At 47.7% G+C, this 16611-nt stretch carries 8 protein-coding genes; all 8 read left to right on the top strand.

The genetic code is table 11. The features are described from left to right. Positions 1-17: 17 nt before the first annotated feature. Complete coding sequence (locus GC093_RS27240; RefSeq protein WP_171655074.1) at positions 18-2372, top strand: glycoside hydrolase family 95 protein; 2355 nt, start codon at positions 18-20, stop codon at positions 2370-2372. 149 nt (positions 2373-2521) lie between these two features. Further along, positions 2522-3616, top strand: coding sequence for a Gfo/Idh/MocA family protein (locus GC093_RS27235; protein WP_171655073.1), 1095 nt, complete (start codon positions 2522-2524; stop codon positions 3614-3616). Next, positions 3616-4491, top strand: coding sequence for a sugar phosphate isomerase/epimerase family protein (locus tag GC093_RS27230; RefSeq protein WP_171655072.1), 876 nt, complete (start codon positions 3616-3618; stop codon positions 4489-4491). Before GC093_RS27235 ends, GC093_RS27230 begins: the two co-directional genes overlap by 1 nt. Further along, on the top strand, positions 4481-6154 hold the full coding sequence (locus tag GC093_RS27225) for a hypothetical protein (protein ID WP_171655071.1): 1674 nt from the start codon (positions 4481-4483) through the stop codon (positions 6152-6154). Before GC093_RS27230 ends, GC093_RS27225 begins: the two co-directional genes overlap by 11 nt. Then, positions 6141-9224, top strand: coding sequence for a glycoside hydrolase family 2 protein (locus GC093_RS27220; protein WP_246315427.1), 3084 nt, complete (start codon positions 6141-6143; stop codon positions 9222-9224). Before GC093_RS27225 ends, GC093_RS27220 begins: the two co-directional genes overlap by 14 nt. Beyond that, positions 9173-11284 (top strand): YyaL domain-containing protein, encoded by a 2112-nt coding sequence (locus GC093_RS27215; protein WP_246315425.1) that lies wholly within the window; start codon positions 9173-9175, stop codon positions 11282-11284. The genes GC093_RS27220 and GC093_RS27215 overlap by 52 nt, the downstream gene beginning before the upstream one ends. Before the next feature lie 26 nt (positions 11285-11310). Then, positions 11311-14496, top strand: a complete 3186-nt coding sequence (lacZ, locus tag GC093_RS27210; protein WP_312886621.1) for a beta-galactosidase, LacZ type — start codon at positions 11311-11313, stop codon at positions 14494-14496. Continuing rightward, positions 14493-16532, top strand: a complete 2040-nt coding sequence (locus tag GC093_RS27205) for a beta-galactosidase (RefSeq protein ID WP_171655069.1) — start codon at positions 14493-14495, stop codon at positions 16530-16532. Before lacZ ends, GC093_RS27205 begins: the two co-directional genes overlap by 4 nt. Positions 16533-16611 lie beyond the last annotated feature (79 nt).

The raw sequence follows: 16611 nt of genomic DNA, 5'->3' as shown, positions 1-16611 counted from the left end.
TAAGGGAGAGATCTTTCATGGAGCAAGTGCGTAAATCAATTGGAAGCTCGAAGTTATGGTATGAAAAGCCTGCAAGATCGTGGACAGAAGCTCTGCCAATTGGTAACGGACGCTTGGGAGCGATGGTTTTCGGGAAAGTGAACACAGAAAGAATCCAGCTGAATGAGGATTCTGTATGGTATGGCGGACCTGTTGACGGGGATAATCCAGAGGGTTCCAAATATTTTCAGGAAGTACGCCATTTGTTAATGAAGGGCAAACAGATTGAGGCTGAAGAGTTAGCTCAAATGGGTTTAATGTCGATACCCAAATCTTTGCATCCGTATCAACCACTAGGAGAAATGCATTTATACCACGATGGCGAGAAAAAAATGATCTCCAATTATTACAGAGATTTGGACATTGAAGAGGGTATTGCTCATGTCAGCTATTGCTTAAATGATATTTTGCATGAAAGGGAAGTATTCAGCAGCGCGGTTGACCAAGTTATTGTAGTTAGGCTCACTTGCGATCGTCCAGCCAAATTAAATATTCGCTTAAACTTAAGCCGAAGACCGTTTGACGAAGGGACGAAGAAGATTTCATCCGATACTGTGGCTATGAGCGGGGAATGCGGGAAAAATGGCGTTACGTTCTGCACAGCGGTGAAGGCCGTCTCAGAGGGAGGTTCGGTTAGCGTGATCGGCGACTTCCTGACCATTCGTCAAGCGGAAGCGATCACTCTCTATCTTTCAGCAGCCACAACCTTCCGGCATTCGGATCCACAAGCGGAATGTATAAGGCAGCTGAATCATGCCGCAAGCAAAGGATATCAGCGGGTTAAGCAGGATCATGTGTTGGATCATACAAGCAAGTCTAAACGAGTGAAGCTTGAATTAGCTAAAGACGATGGAGAAACCGCTTATCCGGCTACCGACGTTCGTCTTCAGCGGTTCAAAGACGGGGAGGCTGATCCGAAGCTGGTCGCTTTGTATTTTCAATATGGCCGGTATCTGCTTATGGCAAGCTCTCGTCCAGGATCGAATCCTGCCAATTTGCAGGGGATCTGGAATGAGAGCTTTACCCCTCCATGGGAATCCAAATATACAATTAATATTAATACCGAGATGAATTATTGGCATGCGGAAGTATGCAACTTGCCCGAATGCCACGAACCGTTATTTGATTTAATAGAGCGTATGCGACCGAATGGCAGAAAAACGGCACAAAGGGTGTATGGATGCGGAGGATTTGTCGCTCATCATAATACCGATATGTGGGGAGCTACCCAGATTGAAGGGAACTTTATGCCGGGATCGATATGGCCGATGGGAGCTGCGTGGCTGTCTTTGCATCTGTGGGAGCATTACCGATTCGGTTTGGATGAAAAATTTCTACGAGATAAAGCCTATCCGGTGATGAAGGAAGCAGCTGAATTTTTCTTAGACTATTTGTTTGAGGATAAACAGGGGCGTCTTATTACAGGCCCATCTCCTTCTCCAGAAAATAAATTTATTGGACCTGACGGTAGTGTAGGTTGTCTGAGTATCGGCGCTTCGATGGATACGCAAATCGTATATACGCTAATGAGTGCCTGCATGGACGCTTCCGATATCCTTTACAAGGATGAGCCGTTGCGTGAGAAATGGGAGTATGTTCTGAAGAAGCTGCCTAAACCACAAATAGGGAAGCACGGGCAGCTGCAGGAATGGGTGGAGGATTGGGATGAGGTCCATCCAGGTCATCGCCACATTTCCCACTTGTTTGCACTGCATCCAGGGGAAATTATTCATGTGCGCCATACTCCAGAATGGGCTGAGGCAGCCAAGCGGACGTTAGAACGCAGGCTGGAGAATGGAGGAGGCCATACGGGCTGGAGCCGTGCTTGGATCATTAATTTCTTTGCACGCCTTGAGGAAGGCGAGCACGCATACGAGCATCTTCGGCTGCTTCTGACTCTCTCGACGCTGCCGAATCTATTTGATAACCACCCTCCCTTTCAGATTGATGGGAACTTTGGCGGAACAGCTGGAATTGCAGAGATGCTGCTTCAATCCCACCGTGGAGAGCTCAGATTGCTTCCATCCTTACCGAGTGAATGGAAGACGGGCAAATTCAGCGGATTTCGTGCTCGTGGAGGGTATGAGGTCGATATGGAATGGGAGGAAGGCGAGCTAATCCATTGTATCATTAGGGCTAAAAAAACGCAGACATGCCGTGTGTCATGCAGGCATCCTCAGCTCCCTCTCTATGTGGAGTCGGAAGGGATACGAATCGAATCCACAACGGTGGGCTATCTAACCGAATTTGAGGCTATTGAAGGTCATACCTATGTGCTTCAAGCTAAGAAAGTATCACAAACCGCAGAAATAAAAATGGCGGAGAGCCTATAAACTTTGCATAGAAAGCAGCAGAACAGGCCATCGGAAACGATGGCCTGTTCTGCTGTTGCAATGTGGTTCAATAATCCCTTAAAAAAGCATGAACAACCTATACATGATTTTTTGTACTGGTGTAATCTAGAAATCAGAGAGGTGAGATCATGGAATTTATTAGACCTGAACATTATTTGCCGAGAAAACAGCACATCAGTGATGTGAACAAATATGGAATCGGTATGATTGGCTGCGGAAGCATCGCCAATACTGCACATTTACCCGCTTACACGAAATACGGATTAAAAATTGCTGCTTGCTGTGATGTTAGCGAGGAAGCGGCGCGTGCTACAGCGGAAAGATTCAGTATTCCGTTCTGGACGACGAATGTGAATGAACTGCTGGAGAGAGAGGATGTAGCTGTTATTGATTTGGCTATTCATCCTGAACCTAGATTGGAAGTGCTTAAGCTAATCGGCAAGGCCCCTCGACCGGTTTTATGCCAGAAGCCGCTGGCGTTAAGCTTGGATCACGCCAAGCTGCTTGGTGAAGAGGCCAACCGGCTCGGTATTATGCTTGGCGTGAATCAGCAGGCTCGTTGGGCTCCTGCGCACAAAGCGCTAAAGCTGGTGCTGGAGCAGGATCTGATCGGTCACATCTACAGCATTCATCATGACATGCGTTCGTTTCAGGATCAAGCGGGCAGATGGTGGACGGATATGAAAGATTTCAACATCGTCGATCACGGTATACATTATGTGGATTTATGCCGTTATTTTAACCCTAATCCGGAACAGGAATGGTCTCGGGTACATTGCACAACCGCGCAGCTGCCGCAGCAAAATGCCGTAGATCCGCTGATCTACTCAGCCAACGTAGAGTTTGGTCCGAAGGGCGGACGAAATCCATTGATGGCAAGTCTGCACTTCAATAATATTGCCAAAGCAAACCGCTCGCATAGCAATACTTGGTGGGTTGACGGTACAGAAGGAAGCGTGTGGTGCACGCAGGATACGCTGTATATGGCATTAAACAAGCATAAAAATGTGGTGCATGAGATTCAGCTTAAGGGAAGCTGGTTCCCTGACGCATTCGCAGGCTCGATGCTGGCATTCATTACCTCTATAGACCAAGGGACGCTCCCACCGGTAACTCCGGAAGATAATCTGCAAACCATAGCTATGACTACAGCGATGGTTACTTCCAGTCAAGAGGGCTGTGTGGTGGAGAGAGCCGATGTGCTGAAAGGAAGCGATAAGTAATGAATAAGCTAGGATTTATGAGTTATATATATATGGGCTGGTCAGCTCAAGACATAGCCGAAAACGCTTGCAAGCAAGGTCTAACATACGTGCAGTTAGATCCTAAGCAAAAATTTCAGGTAATGGACGATGAGCCCTTTTCACCCCTTCGTGTTGAGAAGCTTCGTGCTATTTTTGAAGATAAGGGGATTTCTATCGTAGGCTTATCGGGATATACAAACCTGTTGAATCCTAATCTTGCTAAACGCGAAGAAAAGCTTACGCAGCTCGAGAAGATGATAGACCTATGTTCGGTTTACGGAACACGGTATATGGCTACAGAAACGGGGAGCCTTCATCCAACCAATGCGTGGCGGGATTACGAAGGAAATCGGTCTCCTGAAGCCTGGGATCAGCTGCTCACAATCGTGGATCGCCTGCGTAACCGCGCGGTAAAGAACGGAGCCGTTCTGCTTTTGGAAGGGTTTGCTCTTAATGTACTGGCGACTCCAGAGCAGGCCGCTCGTCTGATGGAGCAGTTGGGCAGCGAAGGTCTGGGCCTCATTATGGATCCTTTCAACTATTTAACAGAGGCTGATTTAAACAAGCAGGAAGAAGCGATGGCTACTATTTTTAAAACTATAGGTTCACACAGTCCAATTGCCCATGCCAAGGATACCTTATACAACGAGGAAGGCTTTACAACTCCGCGAGTAGGTGCAGGTCAAGCTAATTGGGATCTATATGCAGCCCATCTCAGCAGCGATATGCCGGAGGTGCCGTTGATTCTTGAGCATGCCAAGCCAGAGGAAATAACGGATTGTCTGGAGCTGATTCGCCAAGCGTTTGAGAACGTCAAGACAGGCGGGGAAGTGAAGAACATTTATGGATCATAAACCTAGATTAGGCATTCAGGGCCCTGTCGTAGCTTGGCAGGATTCATGGGCAGGGGATGCTTCTGACCTTGTAATGCGGACGGGAACCGGAAGCGTGTGTCCTTCCCAGGACCCGAAGCCTGAACCGGAAGCTTTCCTTAACATACTGAAGGAGCTTGACGCGGAATTCTACGTGCACCATGTGATTCCAGGCCTAGAAGGGGATACGTCGGTATTGGAGGATGTTGCCCATGCAGGTATAGACATTTGTCTGGGTAATGAATATGGCAATATTAACGGGCCTTGGACGGAAGGAACCAATCGTTACGATGTACCTGACGAAATGATCGTTCAAGCGGGGCGTATAGGACGCTGTATTGGTTTGTTGTACGACGAACCCGAGCATTTGCAGATTAACGTCGGGCAGTATCGTAAAGACGGATGGTTCCCTCATTGGGGACAGACAGAAGGACTGAGCTTGGAAACAGCGCGCAATAAGGTAGAGCATTCGGTTTATTCCCAAGTTCAACACGTTCAAAATGTGCTGAAGCAAGCTGAATTAAGCCATCTATCCATGCCGCTGATCACGGAGCAAGTGTTTCCTACTCTATTCCATACATTAGCCAAAGCAGGCATGGATCTGTGTCCCAAGATTATGAAGGAATCGTTCCAATCGCTTCAGCTCTCCACGGCGCTGGGTGCCGCTAAGCAGTATGGAAGAGCGATGTGGATATGCGCTGATTTATGGGGGCCGGATACAGGCGAATGGTTTACCAGGTTCCACGGGTTTCCAGGCCACTCCCCACAGGAGTTTGAATCCGCATTAAAGCTCGGTTATTACATGGGGCCGACTCACCTGTTTACCGAGAATATAGATGTCCTTATGAAGCATACGGGCAGCGGGTTCAAAAGGACGGAATTCGGCGAGGTATGGAAAGAGTTCACTGGCAAGTTTGTACCTGAGAATCCAATAACATGGGATCACTCACAGGTAGATCCTGACATTGTGATCATTCATTCGGACGACAGTAACTATGGGCAAAATGAAAGATTGTTTGGCAACCCGGAGCTAGTTGGCTCAAAGGGCTCGCAAAGTATTTTCCAAATTTGGCATTTACTCAGTCGGGGCACGATACCCGCCCATGGCAGTTGTATGCATATACCTGGTTATAACTTCCCAAGGCATGAATTGAAGCGGGAAATACCTCTTGAACGGTTTCCTTTGACTAATGGTTATGTTTGTAAGGATGGGGATCGGATACATCCCTTGTTTTATCCCGTTAATAATGTTCTCGTATATGACGAGCAAGTCAGCGCAGAACAATTGGGTCAGCCCCAATTAATCGTGGTCGGAGGCTCCGCTCTTTCATCAGATACGTTGGCAGCGGTCATCCAAAGAGCCAAGGATGGAAGTGTAGTCGTAATCGCTGACTGGCTGCTGCCTGCAAGCCTTCCGAAGGAATGGACATCCAGCGGTAAAAGCGGACTAGGACAGTGGATCGTGACCCATGACTTTTTGGATGATCGGGTCAGGGAAGCTGTAGAACCATTCTTAGGAAAAGATAGCTGCTGGATGCAGCGTTTCGGAACAACAGAAGTGAGAATGTCCCCCAAGGACAGCCGAGGCTTCACACTTGAGTTTGAACTTTATGGTACAGGAGGGCATAAAATTGGAGCAAACTAGGCATCAAGATCCGTTCGCGGAAATCGCGTTTCGTGAGCACCCAGGAAATAAAGACGAACTGCACGAGATTCCTCCTGCAGCTTACGATAAACAATATTTTACTCCGGGATCGGAAAAAGCGGGCAACGCCGCGGTGCTTCCCTACGGTGAGCAAATGGATATTTTTCACGAGGAGTTAGCGCTGCTGCGTGAGAAATACCGCCCGTTCATGGCTAATTTAACTCCAACTCCTCCTTTGAGTCGTAAACGGCAGCCCTGCAAGCAATTTCAATTCCGTTACCATACGGCAGAGGATATGAATTTTACGCGTGTATTGGAAGGGGAGGGGGATTGGGAATCGGTAGCTGTACCTGATTTCAGAGGACCTACTGGCGAGAATGGGAAATGGACCGGATTTTACCGGAGTGAATTCACCTATGCCTCCATTCCTGACGGAAAAAGAGTCTACCTCGTATTTAAAGGGGTCGACTATAAAGCTACCGTTTATTTGAACCGCAAGTGTATCGGCAGTCATGAGGGTTTCTTTGCTCCCTTTGAATTTGATGTAACGAACTTCTTACAAGAGCACAACACGCTTGTTGTTGAAGTCAATAATGACTACTCGATGATGGGGGTAGGCGGCACTAAGCTGGATGGGGATAAAATGTATGCAGCTACCGGTCCCGGATGGGATGATCCGTACAGTGGCTGGAACCACTGCCCGCCAGGTGCCGGCATATATAACCATGTCTATTTGGAAGAGCGGCAGCCATTGTTTATTCAGGACGTGTTTGTTCGGCCTAACATTGATGAAGACTTTGTAGAGGTCTGGGTGGATGTAGTTAATACAACGAACCGGCTGATGGAGAATTTCGAACTGGATCTCGAAATATTACCGAGAAACTTTAGCGGGCAAGGAATTGGACCGATGACCTTCCAGGTGTCTTATGCTGGTCCGGGGATCAATTATTATCGATATAAGGTTGATTTTCCAGTTTATAAGCTGTGGGAACCGGAAACTCCCTTTTTATATGCAGCACGTGTTGGAGTCATTAATGGGTCAGAATGCTTGGATGTTGTGGATCGCAATTTCGGTATGAGAAAGTTCCATATGGATGAATCGAATACTCCTAAGGGCACGCTTTATCTCAACAATGAGCCGATTATTTTACGAGGCGCCAATGAGATGGGGCATTTACAGCAATGTGTTATGAAAAGCGACTTTGACCAATTGATAGATGATATTTTGATTGCAAAGCTGGCTCATATGAACTTTTATCGTATTACTCAACGACCTGTTCAAGAAGAAATATACGATTATTTCGACATGCTAGGCATGATGCATCAATGTGATCTGCCCACCTTCGGTTTCATCCGCCGCAATCAATTTGTAGAAGGAATCAAGCAGGCTGGGGACATGGAGCGACTGATTCGCAGTCATCCGTCTTCGGTAATGGTATCCCTAATTAACGAACCATCGCGGACTGAAAAACGTCGCAAAGGACATAGACATTTACACCGAAATGAACTGGAAGCTTTTTTTGTTGCCGCCAGACAGGCGATTTTTGTCGAAAATCCGGATCGGGTAGTCAAAAATGCAGATGGCGATTACAATCCGCCGACACGTGAAGGGCTGCCTGATTTTCATTGCTATAACATGTGGTATACGAACAATGGCATCTCGGTTGGAAAAATGTACAAAGGATATCTTCCTCCGATCAGAGATGAGTGGAAGGCGGGTTGCGGTGAATATGGAACCGAGGGCTTGGACAATTATGAGCTGATGGTAAGCCGTTATCCTAAGGAGTGGCTTCCTGTCAATGAAACGGATACGTGGATGCCTAACCGCATTAACGGAGCACAAACCTATGCTCATCACGGGGATTGGTACACCGAGCAGCAAACGATTCACAGCTGGATTGAAGCCAGTCAGAAGCACCAATGCTTGGCGACCAAGCTGATGACGGATGCCTGGCGCAGAAGGACAGATCGGGTAGTTTCCACAGCCATTCATCTTCTGATTGACGCTTGGCCTTCCGGATGGATGAAGGCTCTCGTCGGAGCCGACCGGATACCGAAGCCGGCTTACTTCACCTATAAGCAATGCTTGGAGCCGGTTCGTGTCCATTTAAGATGTGACAGGTGGAAGGTGTATGTTGGGGAAACTATGGAAATAGAAGCTTGGCTGCTGAACGATACGGCTAAGGAATATGAGAACTGTCGTGTTATAGCGACGCTTCGTGATGATGTCCGCGATTACGGTAATTTCGAAATAACGGGGCCGCTTTCAGCAGCGACCTCACAATATGCGGGTACGATCCGTTTCTCCGTACCTATGGTTCAGGATAGACAGAATCTGCATTTGGATGCCTGTTTATTGAATGAAGCTGGAGAGTTTATAAGCAGGGAACGATTTACCTTCGAAACGTTTGTTAGGACTAAGCATAAGAAACCGGATAAGGTCATCTTCACTGATGCGGAATCCGAGCTGCTCTGCTCGCTCCTGGAGGTGGATAGTGAACCCTACCAGGAGTCAATGAAGCAGGACGGGACGTTAGTTGTTTCATCCAGGGAGCTATATATTCGTAATCAAGACTCCATTCTAGAAAAAGTGCGCAACGGAGCTACCGCTTTATTTATTCTAAATCGTTCTGATTCTGGGCCTTGGGATATGGAGGATACTACAGTTCAGACGGCAAAGCTCCGTGAGATTTACACACTTGCTGTGGATACGGATAACTCGCTTCTCAGTTGGATGAAGCCGGATGATCTATCTTATATCTATCATTTACCCAATGACCGAATTGAGGGAATTTCTAATTGCCATCTGCAAGGAAATGGAATCGAACCGATTGTATTTGCCTATCACGCGAATGGTGAGCTGAATGGGAAACGAAAGCTGCCTTTGGTAGGTTTGAAAAAGCTCGGAAAGGGCCAGATTTTCTTCTCCTGCCTACCTCTTTCAGGTAGATTGGGCTTCAATCCTACATTGGATCGATTCATGATCTCGATACTAGGGAGAAAAGGAGGCGACATGGATTGCACTTGTACGCCATTGCTAGCAGAACCAAGCAACAACGTGCTGAGCTAAAGGAAAGTGAAGAGGGGATTCAACTTATCCTGTGCAGGGAAGGCCAGCAATCTCCTTATTATTCAGGGCTTTTAAATGACATGCTAACCTATTCCTCCGGAAAGCCTTGGAATTCTGATCATGTGGGGTTACAGGATGTACAAATTTCTTCCCCAGATGAAGATGCGAATAACGATACGAATAATCGCAGGATTCTAATCAGCGGAACTCTTGCGGCACTTCACTTCACTATGGAGCTGTCATTTGATGAGAGTGATACGCTCAAAATGTATGTTACTTGGACAAATACATTGAATCATACATTACATGATGTTGCTGTAGGAATAGGATTCAGCCTGCCTAAGCGGGAGAAAGAAATCATAACGATTCCCGGCATTCTATACAACAATAATCCTTCCTCCGATCCGAATCGTCTTGTTCCAAGGCTTGGTGTAGGTGCTCACAAAGGGGTTATCTGCGAGGAGCATCGGCTGCCCATTCCTTGTGTGAATATAGAGTGGAATGAAGCGGATGAATCCCGATATTTATCCATGTTTTCGATACCGACGTATGTGGAAGATCTGCATGGAGCTGTCCACTACGGTTCTCTCGGAGCTATTCAAGAAGACCAACGATCGGTACTCGCAGCTATGAGCGGAGTATTGATGTTTAATGGCGACAAGGATATATGCTATATGGGCAAAAGCAAATCAGAACCGCATAGCGGCGGGTATTTAGATTTCGTGCCCGGGTTCACATTGGCTAAGGAGTACACGCTGGACTGGGGAACGCTAAGTACTCCGGGGCGGGGCTTCCGCGAAATCGTCCGCCAAGGAATGAAGATATTCAATCTGGATGGCTCTAAGCCGCTTACCTTGGATGAAGTGATCAAGCTCAAGACAAATGCAATGGATGACAGATGGAGGACGAATGAAGAAGGGGCGGCAGGGTATGTAAAATTCAATGACTCCAATTCATTCGGCAATGTATCTAAACGGCCGCTCCATTATATGTATGGATGGACAGGGCAGTGCTTGAAGCTAGCCTGGTGCGATGCCCAGCAAGGGTTTGTTCAGGGGCAGGAGGAGCGGATTTCTCGCTGTATACAGGCTGTTGATTTCTATTTGAGAGAGAGCCGCACCGAGATTCCAGGTATTCGACGCTGCGCTTATCGTATCGAGGATGGACAGTGGGATGACTTCAGCTGGAATAAGCAGCCTGTTATAGCAAGCAGGGCTATCGGGGAAACGATAGCTGATTTAGCTGAAATTGTACTTTTATTCCGAGATCAGGATAGAGCTATTCCTGCCTCTTGGGTCGAAGCAATTCGAGAGTCAGCTGATTTCTATCTGCTGAACACTCTATCCTCAGGCATTTTTCCGGCAGCATGGCTGATGGATGGCACTCCGGCAGATGAGATGATTACTGCAGCGGGGGTACCGTGCTTGATTGCTCTTGTTAAAGCCTACAGGGTGCTGGGCGATGAGTCGTATTTGGCAGCCGCAGAGGCTGCTATGAAGAACTACTACGAGCTGCATGCCGAAACGTTTGAACGGCCATTTGCCCGCTCTACGCTGGATGCCAAATGCGAGGATAAGGAAGCTGGGATGTACTTCTTTCTGGCAGCCTATGAGCTGTTTATTCTGACAAGCAAACAGCAGTATAGCGAATGGGCTGAGATATCAGCAGACTGGCTGCTTACCTTTGTATACATGTGGAAGCCTGCTTATGATAAGGGCTCAAGGTTTGAGGAAACGGATTTCAACGCTATAGGATGGCCCACGGTTAGTGTGCAGAATCATCATTTGGATGTGTTCTTCCCGACTTATGAATTATGGAAGTTCGGCAGGTTAACCGGTAAGCTGCAATATGAGCGTATGGCTCAACTATCGTTTGATGCAATGGGGCAGGGAATATGCAGGGAGCCGGGTGATTGGAACTTTACCGTCGTTGGTGAGCAGGGAGAAGGCTTCTTTCAAACTCGATGGCATCACCGGGGGCACAGCAACAAGTGGAATCCGTCTTGGGTTATAGCTACTGTCCTGCATAATGCACTGCGTTTTCAAGGAGAAATCGGGTGATGGATAGAGAGAGGGGGATAAACCACGTGAACAGCAGGACAATACCGGATTGGGAAAATATTGAGGTATTAGGGCGGCATACAGAGCCGCCGCATGCCGGATTTATTTCGTACGAGGATATGGAGACGGCGCTGGATAATGAACGGGCTACATCGCCTTTTTTCCAGTCGTTGAACGGCAATTGGAAATTTTATTACGCGGATAGCCCTGATAAGGCTCCGGCACATTTTTATGAAGCTTCTTATGCAGTAAACGACTGGAATACGATACCGGTTCCTGGTAATTGGCAGATGCATGGCTATGGGCGCCCTCATTATTCCAGCAGCTATTATCCTTTTCCAATTGACCCGCCTTATGTACCTAATGATAATCCGGTAGGCTGCTACCGTAGAAGCTTTGGATTGCCCCAAACATGGGATAACCGTCAAGTATTCCTTGTATTCGAAGGGGTAGATTCAGCCTTTCATGTTTGGATTAACGGCCAATTCGCAGGGTACGGACAGGGCAGTCATCTGCATTCTGAATTCAGAGTGACCTCACTGCTTCGTCCGGGAGAGAACATGATTGCCGTTCAGGTGTACCAATGGAGCGATGGAACGTACATGGAGGATCAGGATAAGTGGCGGTTAAGCGGTATTTTTAAAGATGTATATATGAAAGCAACCCCAGATGTCCATATTCGGGATATTGCGGTACAAACACAGTTTAGCCAAAACTATCAGGATGCTGGATTAGGGGTCAGATTTAATTTACGAAATTATGCTGATTCTGCTCAAGCTGGGCTGCATCGAGTTAAGCTAACGCTATTGGATGATGATCGGCAAACCGTTTATGAAAGCGCAGTCGGGGAAACCATTCAGCTTAATTCGAATGAGGAGCGAGTGCTTACTACAGAAATTCCGGTAATGAACCCGCGTTTATGGTCAGCTGAGTCACCTAACTTATACGCACTCGTTTTGAGTCTTGAGGATGAGCAAGGAAATGTGCTTGAGGTTGGAAGTGTGGCAGTAGGCTTTCGGGATATCGCGATCCGGGATGGTCAGCTTTTTGTCAACGGGAAGTCCGTTATCTTAAAGGGAGTTAATCGCAATGAGTTCCATCCGGAGCTCGGGTTTACGACCCCTTACGAGTCGATGGTCGAGGATATTCGCTTGATGAAGCAGCACAATATGAACACCGTGCGCTTATCCCATTATCCGAATGATACACGTTGGCTTGATTTATGCGATCGGTATGGCTTGTATGTCATTGATGAAGCGGATCTGGAAACCCATGGCTGCCATTTTATCGAAAATGAGAGCTATTTGGCAGAGCATCCCGAGTGGAAGCAAGCGTTTCTGGACCGTGCGGTTCGTATGGTGGAAAGGGATAAGAATCACCCATCCGTCCTTATATGGTCGCTCGGAAATGAATCGGGATATGGGCCTAACCATGATGCGATGGCTGAATGGGTGCGCAAGGCTGACCCTACTCGTCCGATCCATTATGAACGAGCAAAGGATGCACCGGTAGTCGATGTTGTAAGCTCGATGTATCCATCGCTCGAAGCCTTGATCGAAGAAGGAGAGAAGGATGATTCCCGGCCTTATCTGATGTGTGAATTCGGGCATGCTATGGGGAATTCCGTTGGTAATCTTAAGGAATACTGGGATGCCATTTATAAATATAAGCGACTGCTGGGCGGCTTGATCTGGGAGTGGACGGATCACGGTATCCTACAGAAGCTGGAGTCAGGCGAGGAATGGTATGCCTATGGAGGCGATTTCAACGATCATCCGAATAGCGGACACTTTTGCATAGACGGTTTGCTATTCCCGGACCGCAAAGTCAAAGCCTCGATTATTGAGTTTAAAAAGATCATTCAACCGGTCATAGTAGACTCTAATGATATACAGTCGGGGATTGTGAACATTCAAAACCGTTATGATTTTAGCACATTGGAGCATTTGGAAGCCTCTTGGTCGCTGATGTGTGAAGGTGAAATTGTGGAGCAAGGATCCCTGAACAAGCTGGATATAGCAGCTGGTGAAGAGGCTGCCGTTACGATTCCTTGGACGATCGACTTAGATCGGCTTCAGGGGGAGTGCTGGCTGCATATCCGTTTCACCTTACGTGAAGCAGTAAGCTGGGCGCCGAAGGGCTTTGAGATTGCTTGGGCTGATCTGCCGATAGCCGCCGATAAAGCTGTCAAACGGAAGGCTGCCGGGACGGTTGTGCGGCTGGCTTCCATGCCGAGGCTCCAAACTATTGAAACCAATACAGAGGTTCAGCTTCTGGGGAATGATTTTTCCATCACATTCGATAAATGCAGAGGAGTTCTAACCTCCTTCGATTATAATGGTGTACCGCTTATAGCTGCTGGCCCTAAGCTTCAAATATGGAGAGCCACGATCGATAATGACAACCGCCAGTCGAAGGAATGGAAAACGATTGGTTACGATAAGCTGAATCATCGCATGCACGAGTTTTCAGTCCGTCCTTATGACAGCTCAGCTGTACAAGTGATAGTCAAGTCAACGATTGGGGCTGCAGCCTTGGGGAATTGCTTTACAACCTGGATGACCTATACGATTTATGGAACTGGAGATGTCCTTATTTCAACTCGTATGGTGCCGAGGGAAGGCTTGCCTCCGCTGCCGCGATTGGGCTTGCAGATGACGATGCCGGGCGGATTCGATCAATTCTCATGGTTCGGGCTTGGACCTCATGAATGTTACATCGACCGTAAAGAGAGCGGACGGCTCGGGGTATATAGCGGTTCTGTGCAGGAGCAATTCGTTCCCTATATTATGCCGCAGGAAAATGGCAATAAGGCGGATACACGTTGGGCGACTGTGACTAACAAGCTCGGAACGGGGTTGTTCATTGGCGGTATGCCAAGGCTGGATGTGGGTGTGAGTCATTATTCAACCGAAAACCTGACGAAAGCGAAGCATACGTATGATTTGCAGCGGCAAGCTGAAACCTTCGTAAATATGGATTATGCCCAAGCGCCGATAGGGAATCATAGTTGCGGGGAGGCCCCGCCACTTGATAAGTATTTGCTGCGTCCGAAAGATACTACGTTTACACTGCGGCTGAAGCCTTTCTCTACAAGAGATCGTTCACCTATGAAATTGAGCAGACAGCAGCTAGAGACGCTTGGAAAGGCTTTGGATGAAAATGAGCTGGAGCAGAGGGCTTCGATAGGCAAGCAGGAGGTAGGGATATGATCAGCCGGAAATTTCCTAAGATGATGTTCGGAGGCGATTATAATCCAGAGCAATTTCCAAAGGACATTTGGGATGAGGATATGCGGCTGTTCCAGCTGGGCGGAATTGACATAGCAACGATTAATGTCTTCTCATGGGCTTTGAATCAGCCTGATGAGGAAACTTATAATTTCGAGTGGCTTGATGAAGTGATGAACAAGCTGCATGAGAATGGCGTACGCGTATGCATGGGCACCAGCACGGCAGCACATCCGGCATGGATGGCGAGGAAGTATCCGGATGTTCTGACCGTGACCTCCGATGGGAAGAAGCGAAAGTTCGGCCGGAGGCACAATTCTTGTCCGAACAGTCCTACCTTCCGCCGCTACGGCGGACTGATGGCTAGCAAGCTGGCAGAGCGCTATAAGGATCATCCTGCTTTACTGCTCTGGCACGTTAACAATGAAATAGGAAATCGCTGCTTTTGCGACAATTGTGAGAAAGCATTTCGGGAATGGCTAAAACAACGATACGGCACGTTAGAGCAGCTGAATCAAGCGTGGTACACGAAGTTTTGGGGACACACCTTTTACGATTGGGAAGAAGTTGTTCTACCAAGCGCATTAACGGAAGGGTTATCAGGCGGCAACTCTGACCAAACGGCTTTTCAAGGGATTACGCTTGATTTCTTCCGGTTTAACTCTGACAGCTGGCTGGATAGCTATCTAATCGAATACAACGCGATCAAACAGATCCTACCTGATGCAATTGTAACAACTAATTTTCAAGGGAACGGGACTTATAAGCCGCTTGATTATTTCAAATGGGCACCTTACTTAGACATCGCGGCGCTTGATATTTATATCGAGAATCATACTCCGGAAAGCTATATGGCAATGCGATACGATCTGATGCGCAGCTTGAAGAACGGTGCACCCTTTATGCTAATGGAGCAAAGTCCAAGCGTCATTAACTGGAAAACGGTTAACCCGACGAAACGGCCTGGTGTGATGAGGCTTAGAAGCTATCAAGCGATAGCTCGAGGCGCGGAATCGATTATGTTCTTTCAGCTTCGTAGATCGCTCGGCGCCTATGAGAAATTCCATGGAGCCGTCATTGATCACGTGGGTCACGAGCATACGCGAGTGTTCAGGGAATGTGCAGAGCTTGGCAAGGAGCTGCAGCAGCTAGGCGATCTAATGCTGGATTCACGTATAACAAGCAAGGTTGGCATTTTGTTTGATTGGGATAATTGGTGGGCGGTCGAGCTTGGAGGTGGGCCTTCGGTTCATTTTAAATATTTGGATCAAATTCAAAGCTATTATGACGCACTTTATGATAGTCAAATCCAAGTCGATCTGATCCATGTGGATACAGACTTAAGCTCTTATGATTTGGTTCTGGCACCCTTCTTATATATGACCAAGCCGGGACATGCCAAGAAGCTGGAGCAGTATGTGGAGAATGGCGGGACCTTCGTCACTACCTTTTACAGCGGGATAGCGGATACGAATGATCGGGTCATTCCGGGAGGTTATCCAGGAGAGCTGCGTAAGCTTCTTGGGATCTGGGTCGAGGAGATCGATGCGATGTTTCCGAATCAAACCAATCAAATGGTTATGCAGCAGCAACTGGAGCAATTGCAGGGCTCTTATGAATGCAGGCTAGCTTGTGAGGTTGTTCATCTAGAGGGTGCAGAAGCGGTTGCCGTGTTCGGCAGTGATTATTACAGCGGATCGCCCGCATTGACACGCCATCGGTATGGCAAGGGTGAAGCTTGGTATGCAGCGACCGATCCTAGCGCTGATTTTAAGCGGCAATGGATTCAGGCGTTGTGCAAACGTAAAGGTGTCTATCCATTGTTAGATGCACCGGCAGGAGTTGAGATTACTCAGCGTGAGAAGGACGGTGTTCGCTTTACCTTCTTGCTGAATCATAGCGATCAGGCTCAATCGGTGCATATGGGTATGGACGAACAACAGGAGCTGCTGAGTGGTACCAAAGTACAGGATTGTGTAGAGCTTCAACCGAAGCAGGTCATGATTCTTAAGATGTAGCTTTGTATAAGGGATTGTTGTTTGTTGAACACGCATGATAAGAGAACCGGCAGCTTGTTAGCAGCTCAGGTTTTCGCAG

Origin of the sequence: Paenibacillus foliorum, assembly GCF_013141765.1 — a bacterium.
GTDB classification, from domain to species: Bacteria; Bacillota; Bacilli; order Paenibacillales; family NBRC-103111; genus Paenibacillus_S; species Paenibacillus_S foliorum.
The sequence above is the reverse complement of the archived record's forward strand: the minus strand, read 5'-3'. Positions and strand labels throughout refer to the sequence as shown.